Annotated in this window: 28 protein-coding genes and 1 pseudogene; 18 read left to right on the forward strand and 11 right to left on the reverse strand. The window is 36.2% G+C overall.

Annotated features, from left to right (window positions below; all coding sequences use genetic code 11):
- Positions 1–67: 67 nt before the first annotated feature.
- The 4 genes from ACT9TX_RS16690 to ACT9TX_RS16705 form a co-directional block, all read right to left on the reverse strand.
- The gene (locus ACT9TX_RS16690) at positions 68–601 is read right to left on the reverse strand and encodes a trehalase family glycosidase (RefSeq protein WP_481340001.1); all 534 of its coding nucleotides are present in this window, start codon (positions 599–601) and stop codon (positions 68–70) included.
- Positions 571–756, reverse strand: a complete 186-nt coding sequence (locus tag ACT9TX_RS16695) for a hypothetical protein (RefSeq protein ID WP_481340003.1) — start codon at positions 754–756, stop codon at positions 571–573. Before ACT9TX_RS16695 ends, ACT9TX_RS16690 begins: the two co-directional genes overlap by 31 nt.
- A 39-nt stretch (positions 757–795) precedes the next feature.
- Positions 796–2,172 (reverse strand): histidine--tRNA ligase, encoded by a 1,377-nt coding sequence (hisS, locus tag ACT9TX_RS16700; protein ID WP_481340004.1) that lies wholly within the window; start codon positions 2,170–2,172, stop codon positions 796–798.
- Between the two features lie 93 nt (positions 2,173–2,265).
- Positions 2,266–2,742, reverse strand: a complete 477-nt coding sequence (locus tag ACT9TX_RS16705; RefSeq protein WP_481340005.1) for a low molecular weight protein-tyrosine-phosphatase — start codon at positions 2,740–2,742, stop codon at positions 2,266–2,268.
- A gap of 122 nt (positions 2,743–2,864) precedes the next feature.
- On the opposite strand from ACT9TX_RS16705, the gene ACT9TX_RS16710 reads away from it, so the two are divergent.
- From ACT9TX_RS16710 to ACT9TX_RS16795, 18 genes are all read left to right on the forward strand, one after another.
- Complete coding sequence (locus ACT9TX_RS16710) at positions 2,865–3,188, forward strand: hypothetical protein (RefSeq protein ID WP_481340007.1); 324 nt, start codon at positions 2,865–2,867, stop codon at positions 3,186–3,188.
- A complete protein-coding gene (locus tag ACT9TX_RS16715) occupies positions 3,185–4,099 on the forward strand; it encodes a PstS family phosphate ABC transporter substrate-binding protein (RefSeq protein ID WP_481340008.1) in 915 nt (304 codons plus the stop codon). Before ACT9TX_RS16710 ends, ACT9TX_RS16715 begins: the two co-directional genes overlap by 4 nt.
- Before the next feature lie 19 nt (positions 4,100–4,118).
- Positions 4,119–5,825, forward strand: coding sequence for a tetratricopeptide repeat protein (locus ACT9TX_RS16720; protein WP_481340010.1), 1,707 nt, complete (start codon positions 4,119–4,121; stop codon positions 5,823–5,825).
- A 90-nt stretch (positions 5,826–5,915) separates the two neighbouring features.
- On the forward strand, positions 5,916–6,314 hold the full coding sequence (locus ACT9TX_RS16725) for an NADH-quinone oxidoreductase subunit A (protein WP_481340011.1): 399 nt from the start codon (positions 5,916–5,918) through the stop codon (positions 6,312–6,314).
- Between the two features lie 111 nt (positions 6,315–6,425).
- Positions 6,426–7,013, forward strand: a complete 588-nt coding sequence (locus ACT9TX_RS16730) for an NADH-quinone oxidoreductase subunit B (RefSeq protein ID WP_481340013.1) — start codon at positions 6,426–6,428, stop codon at positions 7,011–7,013.
- A gap of 4 nt (positions 7,014–7,017) precedes the next feature.
- Positions 7,018–7,530 carry an NADH-quinone oxidoreductase subunit C gene (locus ACT9TX_RS16735; RefSeq protein WP_481340015.1) on the forward strand — a complete coding sequence of 171 codons (513 nt, stop codon included), beginning with the start codon at positions 7,018–7,020 and terminating at the stop codon, positions 7,528–7,530.
- Positions 7,531–7,624: 94 nt separating this feature from the next.
- Positions 7,625–8,851 (forward strand): NADH-quinone oxidoreductase subunit D, encoded by a 1,227-nt coding sequence (locus ACT9TX_RS16740; RefSeq protein ID WP_481340016.1) that lies wholly within the window; start codon positions 7,625–7,627, stop codon positions 8,849–8,851.
- Positions 8,852–8,961: 110 nt separating this feature from the next.
- Complete coding sequence (locus tag ACT9TX_RS16745) at positions 8,962–9,429, forward strand: complex I 24 kDa subunit family protein (protein ID WP_481340017.1); 468 nt, start codon at positions 8,962–8,964, stop codon at positions 9,427–9,429.
- Between the two features lie 10 nt (positions 9,430–9,439).
- A complete protein-coding gene (locus tag ACT9TX_RS16750) occupies positions 9,440–9,883 on the forward strand; it encodes a nuclear transport factor 2 family protein (RefSeq protein WP_481340019.1) in 444 nt (147 codons plus the stop codon).
- Positions 9,884–10,006: 123 nt separating this feature from the next.
- The gene (gene nuoF / locus ACT9TX_RS16755) at positions 10,007–11,365 is read left to right on the forward strand and encodes an NADH-quinone oxidoreductase subunit NuoF (RefSeq protein ID WP_481340020.1); all 1,359 of its coding nucleotides are present in this window, start codon (positions 10,007–10,009) and stop codon (positions 11,363–11,365) included.
- Positions 11,366–11,368: 3 nt separating this feature from the next.
- Complete coding sequence (locus tag ACT9TX_RS16760) at positions 11,369–12,457, forward strand: NADH-quinone oxidoreductase subunit G (protein ID WP_481340022.1); 1,089 nt, start codon at positions 11,369–11,371, stop codon at positions 12,455–12,457.
- 15 nt (positions 12,458–12,472) lie between these two features.
- A complete protein-coding gene (gene nuoH / locus ACT9TX_RS16765; RefSeq protein WP_481340023.1) occupies positions 12,473–13,528 on the forward strand; it encodes an NADH-quinone oxidoreductase subunit NuoH in 1,056 nt (351 codons plus the stop codon).
- Positions 13,529–13,736: 208 nt separating this feature from the next.
- On the forward strand, positions 13,737–14,273 hold the full coding sequence (nuoI, locus tag ACT9TX_RS16770) for an NADH-quinone oxidoreductase subunit NuoI (RefSeq protein WP_481340024.1): 537 nt from the start codon (positions 13,737–13,739) through the stop codon (positions 14,271–14,273).
- A gap of 99 nt (positions 14,274–14,372) precedes the next feature.
- Entirely contained in the window at positions 14,373–14,873 is a 501-nt protein-coding gene (locus ACT9TX_RS16775; RefSeq protein ID WP_379013324.1) for an NADH-quinone oxidoreductase subunit J family protein, read from the forward strand.
- A 79-nt stretch (positions 14,874–14,952) separates the two neighbouring features.
- Positions 14,953–15,288 carry an NADH-quinone oxidoreductase subunit NuoK gene (gene nuoK, locus ACT9TX_RS16780; protein ID WP_481340026.1) on the forward strand — a complete coding sequence of 112 codons (336 nt, stop codon included), beginning with the start codon at positions 14,953–14,955 and terminating at the stop codon, positions 15,286–15,288.
- An 88-nt stretch (positions 15,289–15,376) separates the two neighbouring features.
- Complete coding sequence (gene nuoL, locus ACT9TX_RS16785) at positions 15,377–17,302, forward strand: NADH-quinone oxidoreductase subunit L (protein ID WP_481340028.1); 1,926 nt, start codon at positions 15,377–15,379, stop codon at positions 17,300–17,302.
- A 27-nt stretch (positions 17,303–17,329) separates the two neighbouring features.
- On the forward strand, positions 17,330–18,736 hold the full coding sequence (locus tag ACT9TX_RS16790; protein WP_481340029.1) for a complex I subunit 4 family protein: 1,407 nt from the start codon (positions 17,330–17,332) through the stop codon (positions 18,734–18,736).
- Between the two features lie 108 nt (positions 18,737–18,844).
- A complete protein-coding gene (locus ACT9TX_RS16795) occupies positions 18,845–20,230 on the forward strand; it encodes an NADH-quinone oxidoreductase subunit N (RefSeq protein WP_481340031.1) in 1,386 nt (461 codons plus the stop codon).
- 144 nt (positions 20,231–20,374) lie between these two features.
- Here the strand turns inward: ACT9TX_RS16795 and dapB are convergent, their stop codons facing one another.
- The 7 genes and pseudogenes from dapB to ACT9TX_RS16830 form a co-directional block, all read right to left on the reverse strand.
- Positions 20,375–21,091: a 4-hydroxy-tetrahydrodipicolinate reductase gene (gene dapB, locus ACT9TX_RS16800; protein WP_481340032.1), complete on the reverse strand. Its 717-nt coding sequence runs from the start codon at positions 21,089–21,091 to the stop codon at positions 20,375–20,377.
- Positions 21,092–21,167: 76 nt separating this feature from the next.
- On the reverse strand, positions 21,168–21,785 hold the full coding sequence (locus tag ACT9TX_RS16805) for a DUF5683 domain-containing protein (RefSeq protein WP_481340033.1): 618 nt from the start codon (positions 21,783–21,785) through the stop codon (positions 21,168–21,170).
- Positions 21,786–22,043: 258 nt separating this feature from the next.
- Positions 22,044–22,958 (reverse strand): ParB/RepB/Spo0J family partition protein, encoded by a 915-nt coding sequence (locus ACT9TX_RS16810; RefSeq protein WP_481340035.1) that lies wholly within the window; start codon positions 22,956–22,958, stop codon positions 22,044–22,046.
- A 106-nt stretch (positions 22,959–23,064) separates the two neighbouring features.
- Positions 23,065–23,865, reverse strand: a complete 801-nt coding sequence (locus tag ACT9TX_RS16815) for a ParA family protein (protein ID WP_481340036.1) — start codon at positions 23,863–23,865, stop codon at positions 23,065–23,067.
- Positions 23,866–24,150: 285 nt separating this feature from the next.
- The gene (locus tag ACT9TX_RS16820) at positions 24,151–24,627 is read right to left on the reverse strand and encodes a DUF6169 family protein (protein WP_481340038.1); all 477 of its coding nucleotides are present in this window, start codon (positions 24,625–24,627) and stop codon (positions 24,151–24,153) included.
- Positions 24,611–24,781: a hypothetical protein gene (locus ACT9TX_RS16825; RefSeq protein ID WP_481340039.1), complete on the reverse strand. Its 171-nt coding sequence runs from the start codon at positions 24,779–24,781 to the stop codon at positions 24,611–24,613. Before ACT9TX_RS16825 ends, ACT9TX_RS16820 begins: the two co-directional genes overlap by 17 nt.
- A 23-nt stretch (positions 24,782–24,804) precedes the next feature.
- Positions 24,805–24,996, reverse strand: a pseudogene (locus ACT9TX_RS16830) (hypothetical protein); the annotation flags it as partial.

Here is a 24,996-nt window from a genome sequence, read left to right on the forward strand (position 1 = left end):
GTTTGATGAGTGTGGTAACTTTTAAACTCTTTTCGATGCTCACTTATTTTATAACTAGCAACTTGCGTTAATTATATTCTTTTTGTAAAGCGGCTTGGTATTTTGTGTACACAGCATTGCCCTTTTTCTCAGCTAATAAGCCCACCATTAAAGCAAAAAATGGCGGCTGAGAACGGCTTAAATAATAGCTACGATTGCCATTAGGTATATGGCCGTAGGTATTGATTAAAAAGGCAAAATTGTTAATCATGTTTTCAATCATCTCGTACTCGTTGCTTTCTTGCAAGCCAAGCATAGTGAAATAACTATCCCAATAATAAATTTCTCTAAACCTGCCACCTGGTACTATGTAAGCATTTGGCAAAGCCAATAGTGAACTGCCTTCTACGGCTTTATCAGGGTTGCGTTTAAGTACTTGCCACAGGCTTTTAATGTGTGCAGCCACATCTTCATTGGTATTAGATTGGTAGTTGTTGGTAGGATTAACAGGTAGGTCAAAGTTGGCTTTTACAAAGCCTTCCAATGAGTATTTTACCAAAGGATTATTCTTGAGTTTTAGGTAGTCAGCCACTATGTCTTTTGGATTGCGTTTTGTGTACAATCAACAAAGGTTTTACCATCAGGAAAAATGCGTTGTAACTGTACATCTTTAAATAGCTGACCGTAAACAATATCTGGTGTAGCTGTGGCTTTTGGCTTTTGTGCCAACGCAAAAAAGGGTAGCAAAAAGCTACCTATAACAAGCAATCGTTTCATAAAAATATTATTAAGAAAAAAGAAAGTTACAAGCTTATATTAAGCGTCAAACGAAAAGTTAAGCAATTCGTTTTGCGCAATGGTTTGCTGTGTACTATTTATTAAGTTTTTTACTACGCAAGTACCATCTTCAAGTTCTTTACTGCCAAGCATAATTGCGTAAGGAATTTGTTTTTTATCAGCGTATTTAAACTGCTTATCAAACTTAGTAGTTTCGTGAAATAGCTCGCAGCTAGTGCCATTGGCTCTTAATTGTTGCATTAAACCAAAAGCGGCTTTGCTTTCAGCTTCACCCAAATTAAAGAACAATACTTTGGTACCAACTTGCACGGTAGTAGGAAACAATTGCAGCTCTTCCATTACATCGTAAATTCTATCTACACCAAAGCTGATGCCTACACCTGGCACGTTTGGTACACCAAACAAACCTGTTAAATCATCGTATCTGCCACCACCACCAATGCTGCCCATTTGCACGCCTTTGGCTTTAATTTCAAAAATTATACCTGTGTAATAGTTAAGGCCACGAGCAAGGGTAAAGTCAGTTACTAGTTGCTGGTTGGTAGTTGCTGGTTGGTAATTTAAAATGAATTCTATCTCGTCAATACCAGCCTTGCCAGTTTCATTGTCGCCCAATAAGTTTTTTAATGCACTTAGCTTTTCGGTATTGCTGCCATCAATTTGTAAATAAAGTTCTATGGTATTTATCTGTGCATCGCTAAGGCAACGAGTAGCTAATTCTTCTTTTACTTTTTCAATACCAATTTTATCTAGCTTGTCTATAGCAACGGTAATGTCAACCATTTTATCAGCACCACCACATATTTCAGCCAATGCAGCTAATATTTTACGACTGTTAATGCGTATTTCTACATCAATACCAAGTTTGGCAAATACAGTAGCGTAAATGTTTACCAATTCTACTTCATTCAATAAACTTTTGCTGCCTACCACATCTGCATCGCATTGATAAAACTCACGGTAGCGGCCTCTTTGCGGTCTATCAGCACGCCACACAGGTTGTATTTGGTAGCGTTTAAATGGCATGGTTAGCTGACCATAATTCATGGCTACATATCTAGCAAAAGGAATAGTTAAGTCGTAGCGAAGCGCTCTTTCTGTAATGCCTTTTGTGTTTTTGCCAGTTAGTACTTTCTCAAATTCTGCTTTGGTTTGTTCTAGCTTGTCAGCATTATCTAAGCCATTATTCAAAATTTTGAAAATCAACTTATCACCTTCTTCACCATATTTACCCATTAAGGTTTCTAGGTTTTCCATGGCAGGTGTTTCTAATGGTGCAAAGCCATACAATTCAAACACAGAGCGAATTGTAGAAAAAATATATTGACGTTTACGCACTACTTCTGCCGAAAAATCTCTTGTGCCTTGCGGTAAGCTTACTGTTGGCTTAGCCATAATAAATTGCTGATTTGAAATTTAAAACTAATAATGACCAATGACCAATGACCAATGACCAAGAATGCGGCAAATATAATTGCAACGCAACGCTTATTGCTGCTGTTGCTGTGCGGCTAGGTATTTTTTTAAAATCACTTCGCAAGTGTCATAAAGCATTTTGTACACTTTTTTAAAGTCTTCTATGCCACCATACCAAGGGTCGGGCACTTCTCGGTTTTCGTGTGGATATAGCTCGTTGAGAATTAAATCTATTTTATTAGCATTAAAATAATGGCCAGCCATACGTTTTACATCATCGTAATTACTGCTATCCATTACGTAGATTTTGTCAAAGGTTTCAAAATCGGTTTTCTTAAACTGTCTACATTTTTGTTGGCTAATATCTACACCATTTTGCTTAGCTACTAACTGCGATGAATGATGTGGTGCTTCGCCTACATGGTAATTGGCGGTACCAGCGCTATCTACTTGTATGGGTAAACCTAGTTTGTTTGCTTTTGATTGTAAAATACCTTCTGCCAAAGGGCTGCGACAAATATTGCCCAAACACACCATTAAAATTTTCATTTGGCAAAGATAAATGACCGATGGGTTTGTTAAATTTTCAAGAAAATCAGGTATCGAATTCTAAAATATTTTTACCGCTTATGGAAATTTCAAGCCCTTGCATCTTCATAAAAAATTATTTTATGAATAATCTTTCGTCAAATACCGTGTCTCAGTCGTCCGTCGAAATCAAAAATCATTATATTGCCACCTCAGTTTTTGAAAGTGGTGTTATGGAAAATGAATTTAGACAACATTCTGCGGGGAAAATTGCCAAGAAAGCATTTGATATTACACGTGCTTTACTGATAATTGGTATAGGTGTAGTGGTGCTTTTAGGCGACAAAATGAATATCGCAATAATGGTGGGTTTAGATCCTATATTAAAGTACATTTTTGGTAGTATTTGTTTATTGTATGGAGGTTTTAGATTGTATCGTGGTATAAAGGGAGACAGATATTTATGAGACAGTATTTTGTATGGGCTTTAGCACTTGTGTGTTGTATTGCTTGTAACGATGGCACAAAGCAGCAAAAAAATACAGCAGATACATTTGACAAAGGGGAAATAAATATAAGCGTAGATGAGAGTTTTAAACCTGTAGTTGAAGAGCAGATTAAGGTATACGAATCTACTTATCCCAACACAAAAATTATAGCAAGCTATAAACCTGAAGTTGAGTGTTTTAAAGACTTTCAAAGTGATAGTACTAGGCTGATAATTGTGGCTAGAGGCTTAAATAAAAATGAGCGTAAGTATTACGAAAGCACATTGAAGTTTATGCCTTATTACACCGATGTTGCTTACGATGCAATAGCGGTAATTGTAAATAGAAAGGGTAAAGACAGCATATTTACAATGGCTGATTTGCAAAACATTCTTACAGGTAAAAAGAATATTACCGCAGTAATGGATGGCAAAAATGCGACTAGTACTGTGAGATATTTACAAGATAGTTTGTTAAAAGGGCAAGCATTTGGGGCAAATGTAGTAGCAGCAAAAAACAGTGAAGACGTTGTTAATATTGTATCTAATACAGAGAATGCGATTGGGTTTGTGGGGTTAAGTTGGGTAGGCGATAGCTACGATGCAAAGCAGCAAGCACAGCTAAAAACTATTAAGTTGGCTTTGGTAGAATGCACAATTTGCGATAAAGGCGAATATGCAAAGCCTTCGCAAGCCACTATCACTTATTTACAGTATCCTTTGGCACGTCCCTTGTATTATATTGTAAAAGAAAATACAACACAACTTGGAACAGGCTTTGGAAATTTTATGGGGTCAGAACGTGGGCAACTCATATTTAGACGCGCATTTTTAGCCCCAGCAAAAATTAGTTTTAAAAAACGATCAAGCAACATAAAAACAGATGACTAACAATTCTAAAACAAGACACATGAAGAAGGTAATTGCTTTGCTGTTTGCAGCAATTGTTATTGTAAGCGGCGTAACGGCTCAAACATTAGCTGATGGTATTAAGTTTTTGAACTACAAGAAAAATAAAAGCGCAGTAGATGTGTTTAAGAAATTGTACGATGCCAATTCAAAAGATCCTCAAAATATCTATTGGTATGGTCAAGCATTAATTGCAACTGACGATGTTAAAGGTGCTAAAGCCTTGTATCAAAAAGCATTGCAAGAAGGCGTTAACGATGCTTGGGTTTTAGTAGGTATGGGCCATGTAGAAATTGAAGAAGGTGGCGATTTAAATGCTGCTAAACAAAAATTTGAACAAGCCATTACTCAGTCTACCGAAACAAAAGGTAAAAATAAAAACAAGCCTAATACAGCTATTTTAAATGCTATTGGTCGTGCAAACGCAGGGGGCGGCAGCAAGCAAGGTGACCCAACGTATGCTATTGATAAATTAAAACAAGCAGCAGCATTAGATATCACTAATCCAGATATAATGATAAATATGGGTGTGAACTACTTAAAACTAGGTGGTGACCAAGGTGGCGAAGCTGTAAAAGCTTATCAAGATGCCCTTACACGTGACCCTAAAAATGCATTGGCTAATTATAAGATTGGTATGATTTACAAAAGCCAAGATAACAAGCAATTGTTTGAGCAATTTTTTACCGATGCGAATACTGCTGACCCTGCATTTCCATTAACCTATGCGGCTTTGTACGATTACTACGCTAATAAAGATGTAACTAAAGCAAGAGAAAATATTGAAAAATACATTCAATATGCTGATAAAGAGTGTAATACTGATTTTTTATATGCTGATTATTTGTTTAGAGCAGGTAAATACCAAGAGAGTTTGGATAAAGCGAAATCAATGGAAGGCGGTGAGTGTAAGTCTTTCTACCAACTACCTTTATTGTATGCTTATAACTACGATCGTTTAGGTGATAGTATAAAAGCTAAAACGTATATTGAGCAATATTTTGCAACAGCACCAAAAGAAAAAATTACAGCATCTAACTATGATATTGCTGTGAAAATATTTTCTAAGTTTCCTGGTAGTGAAGACGTAGCGGTTAGTTATTTGCAAAAAGCAATAGATAACGACACAATTGTGGCCAACAAAGTAGCTTTTGCTAACCAAGCCGCAGAAATTATGGGTAAAGCCAAAAAATATAGCGAGCAAATTAAATGGTTGCAAACTGCTGTGAAATTTAAAGGCGGTACAATGAGTGAGGGTGATTATTTCAGATTAACAAATACAGCTTTTACAGCTAAAGAGTACGGCTTAACAATGGAGTTAGCTAAAAAATATATTGAAGCTTTTCCTACAAAACCACAGCCCTATTCTTTTAACGTACGTGCAGCAAAAGCAATAGATACTGCCGCAACCCTTGGTACGGCTGTAGAACCAATTTTATTGCAAAATGATTATTTGTTAAAAGATGTTGAGAATTTAGAGAAGAACAAAAGAACCTTGTATAACAATTATTATTACTTATTACAATACAATGTTTATGTTATAAAGGATATCCCAAAATCTCAAGAGATTGTAGACAAAATGATAGCGTTGTATCCAACTGCTGGTACCGAAGAAAATAAATATGCAACTCAAACGAAAGAGGTACTTGACAAAGCTGCAAGCAAACCTGCAACTAAAAATCCACCTGCAAAAACTGGTGGTCAATAAAAATAATTAAGAAATAAACTCCTCTACATAGAGGAGTTTTTCTTTTGTATCAATCACAGCCTTATTTTTGCGCCTTACAAAATCAACTCTATGAATTGGCTTCCTTTTTTGTTAGATGTTGCAGATTCTTCAGCAGCCAGTTATTTTCCTATTGGTATCCAATTATTATTTGCTGCAGGCTTTGTTGCCTTTATGATTGGTATGTCTGCTTTGGTGGGACCAAAGCGTAAAACCAGCGATAAATTAGAAAACTTTGCTAGTGGTATCGAATCTCATGGTGATGCTCGTCAGCCAATGGCTATTAAATATTTTTTGGTAGCAATATTATTTGTGTTGTTTGATGTAGAGGTAATTTTCTTTTACCCTTATGCGGTTAATTTTAGAGCATTAGGCTGGGATGGATTTTTATCTGTATTAATGTTTGTGGGCTTTTTCTTGATAGGATTTATTTATATTATTAGGAAAGGCGCTTTAACTTGGGAAGATTAAAATAATGTGCTGATTTGCTAATTAGATGATGTGATTATAAAAACATTTCTAAACTTCAAGCGTTTACTTCATTAGCAAATTATAGAATTATCAAATTATCAAATTAAAAATATGCGTCCGGTACGTTTTAATGTTCACGCTAAAGAAGCCAATATTGCAGATGCGGTAGCAACTGTAGATGCGCCTCCAGGTTTTGGTGGTGAAGGTTTTTTTACTACTAAAATGAGTGATGTTGTAGGCTTGGCCCGTAAAAATTCTTTATGGCCTTTACCTTTTGCAACATCTTGTTGCGGTATTGAGTTTATGGCTACAATGGCTTCTCACTACGATTTGTCAAGATTTGGTAGCGAACGTGTGGGTTTCTCACCACGTCAGTGCGATTTATTAATGGTAATGGGTACTATTTCTAAAAAAATGGGTCCTGTTTTGCGTCAAGTATATTTGCAAATGGCAGAACCACGCTGGGTAATTGCAGTAGGTGCTTGTGCAAGTAGCGGTGGTATTTTTGATACTTACAGCGTATTGCAAGGTATAGACCAAGTAATTCCTGTAGATGTGTACGTACCAGGCTGCCCACCAAGACCAGAAGCAATCATTGATGGTTTTATGCGTATTCAAGATTTAGTGGGGCAAGAAAGTGTGAGAAGAAGAAATAGCGAACAGTACAAAGCTTTACTTAACAGTTACGGTATTCAATAATAATATGGCACTAACAAACGAATTAATACAGCAAAAACTAACTGAAAAGTTTGGTGAAGTAATAAGCTTTGAAGAGCCTTATGGTATGCTTACGTTTGAAGCACCGAAGGAAATGAACTTAAAAGTGCTACAGTTTTTGTTTGATGATGAGGCATTGCAATTTCAGTTTATGACCGATTTATGTGCTGTTCATTATCCTGATAATGCAGGTTGTGAATTGGCAGTAGTTTATCACTTGCACAACTTGGTAGAAAACGTAAGAATTCGCTTTAAAGTGTTTACAGATATTACTAAACCAGACGTATTTACTGCTTCAAAATTATTTTCGGCAGCCAACTGGATGGAACGTGAAACCTATGATTTTTACGGTGTAAACTTTGTTGGTCACGATAACTTAAAGCGTATTTTAAATGTGGATGAAATGGATTATTTCCCACTGAGGAAAGAGTTTCCATTGGAAGATCAAACAAGAATTGACAAGGATGATGAAATGTTTGGTCGCGGAAGATTGAATTAGTGCTGCAGTTGCAGTGTGCGACGCAACAACAGCTGAATAAAGAACAACAGTTGATAAACAAATAAAAATATCTCCCAAAATAGGGATGAGGCTTATGGAGCATCAACATCACATTACATTGCCTGAAGGCTCAATCGAGAAGCAAACAACCACACTAAACTTGGGGCCAACGCACCCAGCTACACATGGTGTGTTTCAAAATATTTTAGAATTAGATGGTGAACGTATTGTAAGCTCTGAGCAAACTGTAGGTTACATTCACCGTGCTTTTGAGAAGTTGGCTGAACGCAGACCGCTTTATCAAATTACACCAATTACCGACCGTTTAAATTATTGCAGCAGCCCTATTAACAATATGGGTTGGCATATTACCTGCGAAAAATTGATGCAAATAAAAACACCTAAGCGTGTTGATTATTTGCGTGTTATTATCATGGAATTAGCTAGAATTTCTGACCATTTAATCTGTAACTCAATTGTGGGTGTAGATAGTGGTGCGTATTCTGGCTTTTTGTATGTAATGCAGTACCGTGAATTGATTTATGAAATTTACGAGGAAATCTGCGGTTCTCGTTTAACGACTAATATCGGTCGTGTGGGCGGTTTTGAAAGAAACTTTAACGCTACGGCTTTTGATAAATTAGAGAAGTTCCTAAAAGAATTTCCTAAGGTTTGGAAAGAATTTGGAGACTTGTTTTTGCGCAACAGAATCTTTATGGATCGATTGCAAAATACAGGTGCAATAAGTGCTGAAAGAGCATTGAATTATGGCTTTACAGGTCCTAATTTACGTGCTGCTGGTGTTGATTATGATGTACGTGTGCATAGCCCTTACAGTAGCTACGAAGATTTTGAATTTACAGTACCTGTAGGTAAAACTGGCGATAATTACGATAGATTTTTGGTTAGAGGTGAAGAGGTTTGGCAGTCATTGTCAATTATTGAGCAAGCTTACAGAAAAGTACAAGTGTTTAAAGGTGCAGAAGCTGAAGTTTACCATGCAGAAGTGCCTGAATTTTACTTGCCTAAGAAAGAAGATGTGTACACTAAAATGGAAGCATTAATCTGGCATTTTAAAATTATCATGGGCGAAACGGCAATACCTAAAGGTGAGGTGTACCAAAGTGTAGAAGGTGGTAATGGTGAGCTTGGTTTTTACTTTATTAGCGATGGTGGTAGAACACCTTATCGCTTGCATTTCCGTAGACCATGCTTTATTTATTATCAAGCGTATGCTGAATTAACTAAAGGTGCGATGTTGAGTGATGCTATTATTACAATGAGTAGCTTGAACTTAATTGCAGGTGAATTGGATGCATAAGCCCCAAGCCCTAAAGGGTGTAAGGATAGAATATTGATTATTCAAAAATTTTAAATAACCCTCTAGGGTTTGGGTATATGGTAAAATTTTCAGAAAAAAAATTGGCTAAGGTGAGCGAGATAATTGCTCGTTACCCTGATGGAAAGCAAAAGAGTGCCTTGTTGCCTGTTTTGCATTTAGCTCAAGAAGAGTTTGGTGGTTGGTTAAGCGCTGAAACAATGGATTATGTGGCTGAATTACTAAGCATTACACCAATTGAGGTATATGAAGTAGCTACTTTTTACAGCATGTACAATACAAAACCTGTAGGTAAATTCATGTTTGAAGTGTGCCAAACAGGGCCTTGTATGGTAAGTGGCTGCGATGATATTATTGCTTACATAGGTGAGAAATTGAACATTAAGCCTGGTGAAACGACTGCTGATGGTTTGTTTACATTGAAAACAGTTGAGTGTTTAGGCGCTTGTGGTTATGCACCAATGATGCAGTTAGGTAAACATTACCGTGAGCATTTAACCAAAGCAAAAGTTGATGCGATTATTGAAGAATGCAGAAACAACGCAGCTGTAAATAATTAAATAACTAATCATGAGAGATGTTCTTGCTTTTCTTTTTTCATTAATACTTGGTTTCAAAGCTAATTCACAAAATGTGAGTCAAATTGAAGTTGGTATTGTAGCAAAAGTGGAAGCTTTGAATAAGGCTATTTTTGTAAATAAAGATAGCTTGGCTTTAGAATCGTTATTGGCGAAAGAAGTTACCTATGGGCATTCTAGCGGTAAAATTGAAACTAGGCTAGAAATGATTAAAGGTATAATGAGCGATACCAAGACTTATAGCGATGTGAAGACAGTAGTTGGCGATATACTTTTTGGTGGAAAATCATTTGTTGTTAGACATGTAATTTCTGCTACGCAAAAAGAAGCTGATGGCAAAGTATCACCATTGAAATTACAAGTATTGCAAGTGTGGGTGAAAGAGAAGAAGGTTTGGAAATTATTGGCAAGGCAGGCTGTGAAATTAGTGGCTTAGAATAGTTGTTGAGGTATAGAAAAGCGCTGCAGTGAGTGACACAACGAAGTTGAAAAGCGAGGCGAAAGCTGGTATCAAAATATTTATAACAAAACACAATTATCCTCAAATGAGGTCAGGTGTATGGGAGTAAAATTATTATTAGAAAAAGCTCATGTAGAAGGTATTCGTAGCTTCGAGGTGTACCGCAGAGAAGGCGGTTACCGTGCAGTTGAGAAGGCATTGACAACAATGGATCCAGCTGCAATAGTAGAAGAAGTGAAGAAGAGTGGCTTGCGTGGTCGTGGTGGTGCGGGTTTTCCTGCTGGTATGAAGTGGAGTTTTATTGCTAAACCAGAAGGTGCGCCACGTCACTTGGTATGTAATGCCGATGAAAGTGAACCTGGTACTTTTAAAGACCGCTACTTGATGGAATTTTTACCTCATTTATTAATTGAGGGTTTAATTGTTTCATCGTTTGCTTTGGGCTCAAATGCTACTTACATATACATTAGAGGTGAATATGCATGGATACCTGATATTTTAGAATATGCAATTGAAGAAGCAAAAGCTGCTGGCTTTTTGGGTAAGAATATTTTAGGTACTGGCTTTGATTGTGAAATTTATGTACAACGTGGTGCAGGTGCTTACATCTGTGGTGAGGAAACTGCATTGATTGAAAGCCTTGAGGGTAAACGTGGTAATCCTAGAATTAAACCACCATTTCCTGCTATTCAAGGTGTGTGGCAAAGACCAACGGTGGTAAACAACGTAGAAACTTTAGCAGCTGTAGTACCAATCATTAATATGGGTGGTGATGAGTATGCAAAGATTGGTGTTGGTCGCTCTACTGGTACAAAATTGATTTCTGCTTGTGGTAATATCAATAAACCAGGTGTTTATGAAATAGATATGACCATTACTGTAGAAGAATTTATTTATAGCGATGAATATTGCGGTGGTATTGCTAATGATAAACGCTTGAAAGCTTGTATACCTGGTGGTTCTTCTGTGCCTATTTTACCTGCAAATTTACTGTTGAAAACTGCTAAAGGCGAACCACGTTTAATGAACTACGAAGGCTTAAGCGATGGTGGTTTTGCAACAGGTAGTATGCTAGGTAGTGGTGGTTTTATTGTGCTTGATGAAGATCAGTGTGTTGTAAAAAATACATATACATTAGCTCGTTTTTATCGCCATGAAAGTTGTGGCCAATGTAGCCCTTGCCGTGAAGGCACTGGCTGGATGGAAAAAATCCTGAAAAACATTGAAACTGGTAAGGGTAAAATGAGTGATATTGATTTGTTGTGGGATATTCAACGCAAAATTGAGGGCAATACAATTTGTCCTTTAGGTGATGCAGCGGCCTGGCCGGTTGCAGCAGCTATCAGGCATTTTAGAGATGAGTTTGAATGGCACGTAAACAACCCTGAAGAATCGCAAATTAGAAATTTTGGATTGGCGCATTATGCAGATGAAATACATGTGCCTGTAACAGCTTAGACTATGAGTGAGATACAACTATTTAAAGTAACCATTGATAATATTACGGTAGAAGTGCCTGCGGGAACTTCTATTTTGGAAGCTGCCCGTAAAATTGGTGGTGATGTTGCACCGCCTGCTATGTGCTTTTATAGCAAATTAAAAGGTAGTGGCGGTAAATGCAGAACTTGTTTGGTAGAGGTAAGTAAAGGTTCTGAAAAAGACCCAAGACCAATGCCTAAATTGGTTGCAAGCTGCCGTACTGGTGTTATGGATGGCATGGAAGTTAAAAATATTACTAGCCCTAAAGTGATAGATGCAAGAGCAGGTGTGGTGGAATTTTTACTACTAAATCACCCTTTGGATTGTCCTATTTGTGACCAAGCTGGTGAATGTCATCTACAAGATTTAAGCTACGAACATGGTAAAGAAGGTACACGTTACGAGTTTCAACGTCGTACATTCAAGAAGCATGACTTAGGTCCTTATATTCAGTTGCACATGACACGTTGCATTATGTGTTTCCGTTGTGTGTACACAGCCGACCAACTGACTAGCAAACGTGAACATGGTGTTTTAGATAGAGGTGACCATGCTGAAATTGCCACTTTCATAGAAAAAAGCTTAGACAACGATTTTATAGGTAACGTAATTGATGTATGCCCTGTTGGTGCATTAACAGACAAAACGTTCCGTTTTAAAAACCGTGTTTGGTTTTTAAAGCCTTTAAACGCACATAGAGATTGCCCTAAATGTTCTGGTAAAGTAACACTTTGGAATCGTGGTGATGAAGTGTACAGAGTTACAGCTCGTAAAGATAAGTGGGGTGAAGTAGAAGAATGGATTTGTAATGAATGCCGTTTTGAAAAGAAACAAACTAGCGATTGGGTAATTGAAGGGCCAAGAGAAATCAGCCGTCAGTCGGTTATTTCACAAGGGCATTATGCTGGTAAAATAGGCACTACTGTACCAACAGAAACGTTTGAAGCGGTGAATGATAGTCGTCAGCCACATTTGCTAATGGATATACATGATGTGAGCAAGGTAAATAAACCAGAAGTACAATTGAGTGCTATTAATGGGCCGTCACATTCTAATAATTTTAAAGACTAATTGTAATACATCAACATGACACTACTTGCTTTAGATTGGTTTTTATTGATAGAGAAATTAGTACTCATTGCAGTGATTATTTTCGCAAGTTTGGGTATTGCATTATATACCACTTTTGCTGAACGTAAAGTGGCGGCTATTTTACAAGATAGGCCAGGCCCAAATCGTGCAGGTCCTTTTGGTTTATTGCAGCCGCTAGCTGATGGTTTGAAATTAATTACCAAAGAAGAAATTATACCAAATAGCGCTAATAAAGCTTTGTTTATTTTAGGCCCTGGTCTTGCAATGACGGCAGCTTTAATGACATGTGCTGTAGTGCCTTGGGGCAATAAAGTAGAAATGTTTGGTAGAAGCATTGCTTTGCAAATAGCTGACATTAACATTGGTATTTTATACGTTTTTGGTGTGGTAAGTATGGGTGTTTATGGTGTAATGATTGGTGGCTGGGCTAGTAATAATAAGTTTTCTTTAATGGCTGCTTTGCGTGGTGCTAGTCAGGCTATTAGTTACGAGCTTGCTATGGGCTTATCGTTGATAGCTTTATTAATGCTGACTGGTTCTTTAAGTTTAAAAAGTATTGTAGATCAACAAATGGCTGACGGTCGTTTGTGGAATATTGTATACCAACCATTGGGCTTTTTAATATTCTTTATTTGTGCAATGGCTGAGTGTAATAGAACACCATTTGACTTGCCAGAAGCTGAAAACGAACTGAACTTTGGTTATCACCAAGAGTATTCATCTATGAAATTAGGGTTTTACTTGTTTAGTGAATACATCAATATGTTCATCAGCAGTACCATTATGGCTACCATGTTTTTTGGTGGTTATGACGTGCCATTTTTTAATGAAGCTGCACATGCTGATTGGGGTAATTGGTTAGCAGTAATTGGTATTGTGAGTTTATTGTTTAAAGTTATCATTTTCATATTTGTGTTTATGTGGATTAGATGGACCATCCCTAGATTTAGATATGATCAATTGATGAATTTGGGTTGGAAAAAAATGATTCCTTTGGCTTTGGCTAATATGGTAATTACTGGTGCAGTGATTTTGTGGTTGCAGAAGTAAATTGTTGAATTGCAATTAATTGTGGGAAAAGTTGCATAGAGAATAAAGCGTACAAGTGTGCGACGCAACGAAGACGAAAAATGAACTAAAGCTGGTGACCAAAAAGAGAAAAAATTGATAAGAAAGGGTGGCGAGAGATAAAGTTGGTATCAATGGGTAATAAAAATATTTTTGCGAACATTTAAAAATCCTTTTAAGGATACGCAATATGCAGGCATTAACAACAAGGGCAAAACAGGTAGAACGCAAACCTCTGAGTTTTTTAGAGAGCATTTACCTATGGAACATTTTTAAAGGCATGGCTATCACTTTTAAACACATGTTTAAAAAACAGCCTACGGTACAATACCCTGAAGTAAAGCGTGAATTCAGCCCAGTTTTTAGAGGCTTACACGTGCTAAACAGAGATGCAGAAGGACGTGAAAATTGTACTGCTTGCGGTTTGTGTGCGGTGGCTTGCCCTGCAGAAGCGATAACAATGGAAGCAGCGGAAAGACTAGAAAGCGAGGAAAATTTATATAGAGAAGAAAAATATGCAGCTAAATATGAAATTAACATGCTGCGTTGTATTTTCTGTGGTTTGTGTGAAGAAGCTTGTCCTAAAGATGCGATTTACTTGAGTGAAACATTTGCACCTGCTAGTTATGCACGTAAAGGTTTTATTTATGGTAAACAAGATTTATTAATACCAAATCCTGTAACGCATCCTGCAGAATATGCTGCTGCAAGAGGAGCGAAGCATTAATATGATAATGTGATAATTAGCTGATTAGCTAATGTAAATACATACAAATTATATTGTCATTAGCATTTTAGCACATCAATTAATTAGCAAATTTTTAAAATGGGTATCGTACAAATATTATTCTGGTTTTTAACTGCTTTAGCCTTAATAAGTGCCTTGATGGTATTGTTAAGTAAAAACCCTGTATTTAGTGTATTGTGGTTAATTGCTGTATTTTTTGCTATTTCTGGTCATTACATTTTGTTGAACGCACAATTTTTAGCCATCGTAAATATGATTGTTTACGCAGGTGCTATTATGGTGTTGTTTCTATTTGTAATTATGTTGATGAACTTAAATAAAGAAACTGAGCCGCAGAAAAATTGGATGATGATTATAACAGGTGTTGTTGGTGGTGGTTCTTTGTTGATGATGTTTATTTCGCTGGTATTACAAGCTAATGAAATAAAAGGTAAGACAGCTTTACTTAAAGATGGTAACATTGGTTTGATTGGCAACTTAGGTAAAGCATTGTTTAGCGATTTTGTAGTACCATTTGAAATAAGTAGTGTATTGTTTTTAAGTGCCATGGTAGGTGCGGTTGTGATAGGAAAGAAATAGAAACCCCAAACCCCTAAAGGGGCTTAAGGAACAAAAAGCATTTTATAACTTTTAAATATTCCCTTTAGGGTTAGGGCTTATGCCAATTCAATATTATATTTTTTTAGCGTTAGCATTGTTTTCTATTGGTGTGGTGGGTGTATTAACTCGCAGAAATGCTATTATCATTTTTATGTGCATTGAGCTAATGCTAAATGCTACAAACTTATTGTTGGTTGCGTTCTCAAAAATGCACCACGGTCTAGCTTACGCAGCAGATAAAGCAAGTATGGTAGGTATTGATGGACAACTGTTTGTATTTTTTATAATGGTAGTTGCAGCGGCAGAAGTAAGTGTTGGATTAGCAATTATAGTTATGATGTATAGAAACACGCATTCTGTTGATATCAACTTTTTAAATAGACTAAAGAACTAAACTACTTGTAAGGTTTTATATAAACATTATAAGTAGATTAATGAAATAACAACTTAAATAAAATCTCTCTTTTGAGATTTAGGGGCTTATGAACAACTTAATATTTTTAGTACCATTATTGCCATTGTTAGGGTTTTTAATCAATGGTTTGGGCAGAAAATCATTGTCAAAGCAATTGATTGCAATTATTGGTAGTGGTTCTATTTTAGCATCATTTGTTGTAAGTGTATTATTATTTCTTCAAGTTAAAAGTTCTGGTACTGCTGTTGTAGCTAGCTATTTTAACTTTATACAAGTTGGCAATTTAACCATCCCTTTTGCGTTTCAAATTGATCAATTATCTTCTTTATTCCTACTTATTATCACTGGTATTGGTTTCTTAATTCACGTTTACTCAGCATCTTATATGCATGAAGAAGAAAACCAACATTATGGTAGATACTTTGCTTACCTGAATTTGTTTGTTTTCTCAATGTTATTATTGGTAATGGGTGCAAACTATGTTATCATGTTCATCGGTTGGGAAGGCGTAGGTTTATGTTCTTACTTATTGATTGGCTTTTGGTTTAAAAACGATAATTACAACTACGCTGCCAAAAAAGCTTTCATCATGAACCGCATTGGTGATTTGGGCTTTTTGCTAGCTGTTTTCTATTTAATAAACAAACTTGGTACAGTTACTTATGTTGAGGTTTTTGCTAACGTGAGTAAATTGACTGCTCAAGATATTTCCATTATCACAGCCTTATTATTTGTAGGTGCTATGGGTAAAAGTGCGCAATTGCCACTATACACTTGGTTGCCAGATGCGATGGCTGGTCCTACACCTGTGTCTGCTTTAATACACGCTGCAACTATGGTTACTGCTGGTATTTACATGATTGCTCGTAGCAATGTATTGTACACAATGGCACCAGGCACTCAAGGTTTTATTGCTGTAATTGGGTTGGCTACTGCTTTATTTGCAGCAACTATCGCATTGAAGCAAAACGATATCAAAAAAGTATTAGCTTATTCTACAGTAAGCCAACTTGGTTATATGTTTTTAGGTTTAGGTGTTGGTGCTTATACAGGCGCTGTGTTTCATGTAATGACACACGCTTTCTTCAAAGCATTATTATTCTTAGGTGCAGGTTCTGTTATTCATGCGATGCATCATGAACAAGATATTAGGAAAATGGGTGGCTTAAAGAAATTTATGCCTATCACAAATATTACATTCTTACTTGGTTGCTTGGCTATTGCAGGTGTACCACCTTTCTCGGGTTTCTTTTCTAAAGATGAAATTTTAGCTGCTGCTTACGAGAAAAATCCAATTTTATATTTCTTAGGTGTTGGAGGCGCATTAATGACTACTTTCTACATGTTTAGATTGTATGCAATGACTTTCTTAGGAAAATTCAGAGGCACACATGATCAAGAACACCACTTGCATGAAAGCCCTTCTGCAATGACCATACCTTTAGTAGTACTTGCTATATTGGCTGTTGTTGGAGGCTTTATCGGTATACCAGAAGTGTTCGCAAAAGAGAGTCATTGGTTAGAACATTATCTAGGACCAATATTTGTAAATTCAAAAGGCTTAGTTGAAGCACATGCTATTAACCATTCTCAAGAATTATTAATGATGGGTGTGGTAACTGCGTTAGTGCTTGTTACAATTGCATTCACTTGGAATAAATTTAGCAAATACCAAGCAGTGGATACCGAAGAAACTGGTTTAGGTAAAATATTGGAAAATAAATGGTATGTAGATGAGTTGTACAATGCAATCATTGTTAATCCGCTAAATGCTTTGGCTACTTTCTTGAAAAATGTGATTGAGAAAAGTGGTATTGATGGTGCTGTAAATGGTGTAGGTAAATTGGTTAATTATTCTTCACGTCAGTTGCGTTTGGTACAAAGCGGTCAGGTTGGTGCTTATATTTTAATGATGGTTTTATCTATGATAGTTATTCTATTTATCTGGATTAATGATGCTACCATCATCAACTTTATAAATAAATTATTTTAATTCAGCAGACTAACTCTTTCAATAAATATGGTTCCTTTATTATTAATATGCATCCCTGTTGTAAGTGGTTTACTTACCTTTTTATTGAAAAATGGTAGTGCTGCTAAAAACACCGCTTTATTCGCTTCTATCGCAACACTAGTTGTAGGCTTGATTGCTGTATTTTCTAAACAAGCACTTAGTTACGAGGCAGAATGGTTACCAGTACTAGGTAGCAGTTTTTCATTGCAATTAGATGGCATGGCTAAAATGCTAGCCCTTTTAACCACTATTTCTTTCCCTGTTGTTTTTGCAGCTATCTATAACAACGATTATAAAAATGCAAATGTATTTTATGGTTTAATGTTGTTAACGCAAGCAGGCTTGCTAGGTGTATTTTTAGCTAGTGACTGTTTATTGTTCTATTTCTTTTGGGAATTAGCGTTGATACCAGTGTATTTTCTATGTTCTATTTGGGGCGGTGAAAAGCGCATTGCAGTAACGTTTAAATTTTTCGTTTATACGTTTATAGGTTCGTTATTAATGTTAGTTGGGATTTTGTACTTGTACAATTTAACGCCTGACCATTCATTCGCTATCAAATCTTTCTACGCTTTAAAGTTGACTGTTACACAGCAAAACTTAGGTTTCTGGTTATTTTTTATTGCATTTGCTATCAAAATGCCAATTTTTCCATTACATACTTGGCAGCCAGATGCATACGAACAATCACCTACAGCCGTTACTATGATTTTGAGTGGTGTAATGGTAAAAATGGGTATTTACGCAGTGATTCGTTGGTTAGTACCAGTGTTTCCACTAGCAACAGAAAAATTTGGTTTCATCATTATTTTGTTAAGTGTGATTGGTATGCTTTACGCATCGTTTATTGCTATTAAACAAGATGATATTAAACGATTAATAGCTTATTCTTCCATTGGTCACATTGGTTTAATGAGTGCAGCCATTTTTGCTATGAAAAATATTGGTTTGCAAGGTGTCATGATACAGATGTTTAACCACGGTATTAATGTTATAGGCTTGTGGATTGTTGCTGATGTAATTGAGCAACAACTTGGTACAAGAAAATTCAGTGATTTAGGTGGCTTAGCGCAGAAAGCTCCAATATTGGCTATTCTACTAGTTGCTTTGGCATTTGCAAATGTTGCCTTACCATTAACCAATGCGTTTGTTGGTGAATTCTTAATGTTCAATGGCTTATTCCAATACAATATTTGGATAGCTGCTGTTGCAGGAATTAGTATCATATTAGCAGCTGTATACACATTAAATATGGTGCAAAAAGTATTTTATGGTAGCACAACATCTGTTACCGTAAATGCAGCTGATGTAAAAGGTAATGTACAATTAACCTTAATTATTTTGGTATTGGTTATCATTGTTTTAGGTGTATATCCTCAACCAATGATTGAATTAACGAAAGTAGCACCTTAGTATTTGTAACAATTAATAATAGAGGCGCTTAAATATATTTTTAATAATATGCCGAAACCTTTTAGGTATTAGGCTTAAAAGCCCCTTTAGGGGTTTGGGATTACTATTATGAATGCAATTATTTTATCAGCTTTATGTGGTGTAGTAATGATGTTTAGCGGCATTTTTACTACAAGTAAATCTGTGATTAAAAACGTCGCTATTGCTGCAATATTGGTATTACTGATAGGTAATTTGTTAGAAACATACGGTATTTACGCTGTAACTATTGATACAAAAGAATTGCTAAGCTTTAGTAAGTTTGGTTTGTTTTTCAATACCATTTCATTTGTAGCTACACTTGCTTACTTTTTACTTAGTGGCAATGATATCACCAAAGTTGGTGAAAATGCTGCTGAATATTTTGCATTGATATTCTTTGTTTTATGCGGTGTAAGTATCCTTTCTAGTTTCAATGGCTTATTAATGTTCTTTATAGGTATCGAAATTCTATCAATACCGCTTTACATTTTAACTGGTGCTGAGAAAAAGAATTTAAAAAGTAACGAAGCTTCTTTGAAATACTTTTTAATGGGTTCTTTCTCTACAGGTATTATGCTGATGGGAATAACATTGTTGTATGGTGCAACAGGCAATTTTGGTTTAGCTAGTTCGGCTGTAAAAAATGCTGTTGGTGTTACCAATGCAGGTATTTTAGCACCTCTTGGCCTATTGTTATTGTTCATTTCAATGGCTTTTAAAGTTTCAGCAGCGCCATTTCATTTTTGGACGCCTGATGTGTATGATGGCGCACCAAGTGTGTTCACGTCTTTCATGGCTACAATAGTTAAAGCCGCAGGTTTTGTAGCATTTATAAGATTATTTGAAGCTAAGGCGGAAGATTTAGGGCCTTCTTGGAAAATTACATTAGTAGTAATTATTATTGCAACACTATTAGTTGGTAACATTACTGCTGTTTTTCAGCAGAGTGTAAAACGAATGTTGGCCTATTCAAGTATTGCACAAGCAGGCTTCATGCTATTTGCGTTGTATAGTAATAATGATTTAGCAAGAGAAGGTATTTTATTATATGCAGCCGCTTACAGCTTCGCTACAATTGGCATCTTTGCCATCTTGGTTAAAATGAATGATTATAGTCTAGATGGTTATAATGGTCTTGCGAAAACGCAGCCTGTTCTTGCAGCTACAAATACAATCTTCTTATTGTCACTTGCTGGTATTCCTTTAACAGCTGGTTTTTTTGCAAAATATTACATGCTAGCTTCAGCCATTAAAAATGGGGGTTCTGTAGTATTGGTAATTATCGCAGTATTGTTTGCTGCGGTAAGTGTGTACTATTATTTCAAAGTTATACAAGCCATGTATTTTAAAGAGGGTAATGCTGAAACATCTGACATTTCTGGTGGATTTAAAATTGGCTTAATTGCAGTTGCTGCTTTAATTATTGTTGTAGGTGTTTTACCTACTGCCTTGCTTAAATTCTTCTATTTCTAAGTAAATAATATTCTTAATAAAAAAACTCTAAGCTGCAAGTTTTTTATTGCAGCTTTTTATGCTTGTAATTATTGAGATTTCGGTAATAAAAAACGCCGCTAACATGTCTTTAGCGGCGTTTTACTTATTTCTAAAATTAGGCTCTTACAAACCCAATACTTGTTTCATGTTGTAAATACCTTTTTTGCCTACAATAAATTCAGCGGCTAAAACAGCGCCACCCGCAAAACCTTGACGGTTGTGAGCGGTGTGAATAATCTCGATATCATCTATAGCTGAGTGGTATTTTATTTTATGCGTGCCAGGTGCAGGATCTATTCTTTCGCTAATGATTTCTAGCTCTTCTACATTATCACTAATATGGTTAACCCACGCCTTTTTGCTGGTAATATGTGCTAATACTTGCTCTGCAAGCGTAATAGCTGTACCACTTGGTGCGTCTTTCTTTTCGGTATGGTGAATTTCTTCTAACGATACATCGTAGCTAGTATGCTTGTTCATCAATTTGGCTAAATAAGTATTTAGCTCAAAGAATAAGTTTACCCCAATACTATAATTACTTGCATATACTAATGCAGCATTTTTGGCTTCGCAGTCAGCTTTTACAGCATCCCATTGCGCTAGCCAGCCTGTGCTACCACAAACTACAGGCGTACCTGCTTCAAAGCATTTTTTAAGATTATCAACAGCACTGTGTGGGCTTGTAAATTCAATAGCAACATCGCATTGCTGTAGATTGGCTACTGTAAACTCATCTTGATTTGATACATCAAATTTAAAAGCTACTGTATGACCTTTTGCTACTGCAATAGCTTCAATGGCTTTGCCCATTTTACCGTATCCTATAAGTGCAATTTTCATGGTTAACCGCTGATTATTGTTGATTGAATGATTTACTATGATTGATTGACCTTTGACATTTCTCGTTTCACTTTTATCACTTACTTAGCACACTACTCATTTTGTGCGTTGGTGTTTTATAGCTTACTACCAAACTTACACCCGGCCCTCTTGTGGTAGGGTTAAATGTTGGCTTTATGTTTAAAGTGAGATCGTCGCTTACATCAAAGTTTTTTAAATGGCCAAAAACAGTCGCATCGGCTACGTTTAAGCCCCAAACAATAAAGAACCAAAGAATAGAATAGTCCCTATTTCGTCTTGTAGCATTTCGGGCAGATTGAATACTCGCTACGTCTACTCTTTTATAAATAGCATCTAACGTATTATAATCGGTGCTATCTGGCACAGCTTGCGCTGCTTTATACCTTGCTTCGTAGGCAAAACGCAGCTCTTTATAATAATTATCGTTCCAAATATAAGTGTAAGTAGGTATGGCAATGGCGCCATATACAATAGGCAATTTCCAATATTCTCTATTATAAATTTGACCTAAACCAGGGAAATACAATGAGTGCCTTGTAGCAATACGTGGGTCGTGTTTGGGTTTTGTCTTTACTATTGGTGTATCGGCTTTAGCTACAGTGGCAGAATCTTTTACCTGCTTTTTGGGATTTGCAATAGTCTTTATCGTACTATCACCTTTTTGCCCAAACATGGATGATTGAGACAGGATTTGTTTATCTGATTGAGCAATAGAACAAAGGCTAATTAGTAAACAGAAAGCAAGAATTTGAGATTTGAGGTTTGAGATTTGATAAAGAATGTTTAATATAGAAACCTGAAACTTGCAACTAGTAACTTGCTCAATACAATGATACAGTACAAGTGTGCGACGCCTATACAGCCCAATAGAAATACAAATGCTGGTTACCAAAAAAAAATATACCATGATATCAGTACAAATGATGATTGTTTAGCTTATTACAACATTCATTTGCTCTAAAATTTTGTTCAATTCTTCAAGCGAGAAATACTCTAATGTAATGCTGCCAAAGCCATTTTTGTTATGTACCATTCTTACTTTGGTACTAAAGTGCGACGCTAAATTATCTTCAATCTTTTTATATGCTGGCGGTAGATTGTTAATTGTAGCAGGTTTAACAGTTGGCTCTTTGTACAATTTGCGTACAAGCTCTTCTGTTTGGCGAACGCTCAAGTTTTTGTTTTTTACCTCGTTGAAGACATACAATTGCTTGTCAACAGTGTCAATATTAATCAATGCTCTTGCATGACCCATGCTAAGGCTACCATTGCGCACAGCCATTAAAATATCTGGCGGCAATTTTAGTAGGCGAATATAGTTGGTAACAGTGCTACGTTCTTTGCCCATGCGCTCTGCAACTTGCTCTTGCGTATAGTTTAGTTCTTCCATCATGCGCTTGTAGCTAAGGCCTATTTCTACCGCATTAAGGTTTTCACGCTGTAAGTTTTCTAATAAAGCTAGTTCTAAAAGCTCAGTATCATTTGCCTGACGGATGTACACTGGTACATCTATCAAACCAGCAATTTTACTAGCTCTAAATCTGCGTTCACCAGCTATTAATTGGTATTTGCCATTGGCAAGTTTGGTTACTGTTAATGGCTGTATAATATCGTGTATTTTAATAGAAGCAGCTAGTTCGTTCAATGCTACTTCGTCAAAATCTCTACGTGGCTGCTTAGGGTTTACGCTAATGTCGCTAAGCGGTATACGTGTAGAGGTGGTAACTTTTTCTACCACTTCGCTTTTAAGTTTGCCTTCGGTGGTTTGTAAGTCAGTATCTATATTTTGCAACAAGCTACGTAAGCCTTTGCCTATTGCATCTTTATTTAATTTAGGAGAAGCCATTGTTATTTTTAGTTTAAGAAAGTTTATCAAGTTTAGTAAGTTCAATGGATGTTCATTTATAACTTGAACTATTAAACCGATGAACTATATAAACTTGTAAACTTCTTTATTCAAGTATTCTTTCTTCGTTAGTCATTTTGGTCATTTCGTTCTTCTGCAAAATTTCTTTGGCAAGGTTTAAATAATTCACCGTGCCTTTACTTTCTGCATCGTACAAAATCACAGGTTTACCCACGCTAGGCGCTTCGCTTAGGCGGGTATTTCTGTGAATAATAGTGCTGAAAACCATATCATCAAAGTGTCTGCGCACCTCACTTACCACTTGGTTACACAAGCGTAAGCGACCATCGTACATCGTCATTAAAATACCTTCAATTTGTAATTCTGGATTTAGACGGCTTTGTACAATTTTTACAGTATTCAATAATTTGCCTAAACCTTCCAATGCAAAAAACTCGCACTGAACTGGTACAATAACACTTGTAGAAGCCACCAAAGCGTTTACAGTAATTAAACCCAACGATGGCGAACAGTCAATCACTATAAAATCATATTTATCCTGCACAGCGTCTAAAATGTTTTTCATCACATTTTCACGGTTAGGATAATTAATCATTTCAATTTCAGCGCCCACCAAGTCAATATGGCTAGGCAACACATCCAAATGCGGTATCTCGCTTTTTAAAATCACGTCTTCTGCCTTGGTATTATTTACCATACAGTCGTACAAGCTACTGGTAATATTGTGCAAGTCAAAGCCAGTACCAGTGGTACTATTGGCCTGAGGATCAGCATCTACCAACAAAGTTTTATATTCAAGCACAGCAAAACTCGCTGCTACATTTATGGCCGACGTAGTTTTACCTACACCGCCTTTTTGATTTGCTACACCAATAATTCTTGCCATTGCGCAGATTGTATTTTTTATGTAACCAACAGTTAGTTATCTATTAGGCTTTTGTTGCGTCGCACTACCGATAGCTATCGGTATGTACGGTTGTCACATTGCTCAGCTTTGCCCACAATGTCGATAATTTCTGTGACAAACAATAACACAAGTTGGCAAATGTAAAAGATTACACAGCTATTTACAACTTCAAGCGCAGGTAATTGTGTAGGTGTTGGTAACTTAAAAGCAAAACGGGCACGAAATATTGTTTTTCGAGCCCGTTTTTAAAAGTATCTATTGGGATTATTTGTTGCCTAAATTATCTTTCGCTTCATCAATAATTGTAGGTAAGTCGTAAGCAGATGGGTTGTTTTTATGAAAAATGAAAGCGATACTTAACTCAAGAGTATTATTTTTTATTTGAGATTCTATCATTTTAAATTCACCAGAATTAAAGTTTTCGAACCATCTATTAAACTTTCTTTTTCTTGCATTAATTCTGCCATCAGTTGGGTCACAGATATAGAAAACAACACGACTATTATCTGATTCAAAAAAATGGAATATTATCTCTGCTACTGTAATTCCTACAACGTAATCATAATAATTGTAAGGCCCAGTATCTGTCTGCTTAATATCTACCGTGAAAATCCTATTATTTAGAAAATGTTGCTTGAAATATACACCTGCATCAATGAATGATACCACATAAGCGCTGCCATATGTGGTATAGAATTCATAGTCATTACCCTTTAGTATATAGCTATAACCTGCGTTCAAGTTTTTTTGCAATTTTCTCTTTTCTAAGTAAAAAGTTTTCCATTACACGTTTCCTATTTTCATCTCTATCTTTAAGAATTTGATGAACAATCTTCTCAAGTAATGACCCAGGTGCAGCGGTTACTTCAAACTTTATGATGTTATCATTTTTCATATCCCAAATTTACTAAAATATTCCTACAAACTAATGATCTCGCCAATGGCTGGTAACAACAATTTCTTACCTGCTTTTTCAAAATCTGCCAAAGCTTGGTCTTTATCTATTTTAATATAGCCAAATGTGTCGTAATGCACACCCAGGGCAAACGCATCTAAATTTATTTTTTGCATACTTATTAAGTAAAGGCGAACGTTTTGGATAGAAAACAT

The organism is Parasediminibacterium sp. HNIBRBA5674 (genome assembly GCF_056745525.1).

Coding starts and splice junctions, on each gene's coding strand:
- nuoI (WP_481340024.1), top strand. CDS start 13,737: ATGCAGGCATTAACAACAAGGGCAAAACAGGTAGAACGCAAACCTCTG.
- nuoK (WP_481340026.1), top strand. CDS start 14,953: ATGCCAATTCAATATTATATTTTTTTAGCGTTAGCATTGTTTTCTATT.
- ACT9TX_RS16775 (WP_379013324.1), top strand. CDS start 14,373: ATGGGTATCGTACAAATATTATTCTGGTTTTTAACTGCTTTAGCCTTA.
- ACT9TX_RS16715 (WP_481340008.1), top strand. CDS start 3,185: ATGAGACAGTATTTTGTATGGGCTTTAGCACTTGTGTGTTGTATTGCT.
- ACT9TX_RS16740 (WP_481340016.1), top strand. CDS start 7,625: ATGGAGCATCAACATCACATTACATTGCCTGAAGGCTCAATCGAGAAG.
- nuoF (WP_481340020.1), top strand. CDS start 10,007: ATGGGAGTAAAATTATTATTAGAAAAAGCTCATGTAGAAGGTATTCGT.
- ACT9TX_RS16825 (WP_481340039.1), bottom strand. CDS start 24,781: ATGAAAAATGATAACATCATAAAGTTTGAAGTAACCGCTGCACCTGGG.
- ACT9TX_RS16805 (WP_481340033.1), bottom strand. CDS start 21,785: ATGTTTGGGCAAAAAGGTGATAGTACGATAAAGACTATTGCAAATCCC.
- dapB (WP_481340032.1), bottom strand. CDS start 21,091: ATGAAAATTGCACTTATAGGATACGGTAAAATGGGCAAAGCCATTGAA.
- nuoH (WP_481340023.1), top strand. CDS start 12,473: ATGACACTACTTGCTTTAGATTGGTTTTTATTGATAGAGAAATTAGTA.
- ACT9TX_RS16720 (WP_481340010.1), top strand. CDS start 4,119: ATGAAGAAGGTAATTGCTTTGCTGTTTGCAGCAATTGTTATTGTAAGC.
- ACT9TX_RS16790 (WP_481340029.1), top strand. CDS start 17,330: ATGGTTCCTTTATTATTAATATGCATCCCTGTTGTAAGTGGTTTACTT.
- ACT9TX_RS16705 (WP_481340005.1), bottom strand. CDS start 2,742: ATGAAAATTTTAATGGTGTGTTTGGGCAATATTTGTCGCAGCCCTTTG.
- ACT9TX_RS16815 (WP_481340036.1), bottom strand. CDS start 23,865: ATGGCAAGAATTATTGGTGTAGCAAATCAAAAAGGCGGTGTAGGTAAA.
- ACT9TX_RS16710 (WP_481340007.1), top strand. CDS start 2,865: ATGAATAATCTTTCGTCAAATACCGTGTCTCAGTCGTCCGTCGAAATC.
- ACT9TX_RS16810 (WP_481340035.1), bottom strand. CDS start 22,958: ATGGCTTCTCCTAAATTAAATAAAGATGCAATAGGCAAAGGCTTACGT.
- ACT9TX_RS16750 (WP_481340019.1), top strand. CDS start 9,440: ATGAGAGATGTTCTTGCTTTTCTTTTTTCATTAATACTTGGTTTCAAA.
- ACT9TX_RS16730 (WP_481340013.1), top strand. CDS start 6,426: ATGCGTCCGGTACGTTTTAATGTTCACGCTAAAGAAGCCAATATTGCA.
- ACT9TX_RS16735 (WP_481340015.1), top strand. CDS start 7,018: ATGGCACTAACAAACGAATTAATACAGCAAAAACTAACTGAAAAGTTT.
- ACT9TX_RS16760 (WP_481340022.1), top strand. CDS start 11,369: ATGAGTGAGATACAACTATTTAAAGTAACCATTGATAATATTACGGTA.
- ACT9TX_RS16795 (WP_481340031.1), top strand. CDS start 18,845: ATGAATGCAATTATTTTATCAGCTTTATGTGGTGTAGTAATGATGTTT.
- ACT9TX_RS16725 (WP_481340011.1), top strand. CDS start 5,916: ATGAATTGGCTTCCTTTTTTGTTAGATGTTGCAGATTCTTCAGCAGCC.
- hisS (WP_481340004.1), bottom strand. CDS start 2,172: ATGGCTAAGCCAACAGTAAGCTTACCGCAAGGCACAAGAGATTTTTCG.
- ACT9TX_RS16695 (WP_481340003.1), bottom strand. CDS start 756: ATGAAACGATTGCTTGTTATAGGTAGCTTTTTGCTACCCTTTTTTGCG.
- nuoL (WP_481340028.1), top strand. CDS start 15,377: ATGAACAACTTAATATTTTTAGTACCATTATTGCCATTGTTAGGGTTT.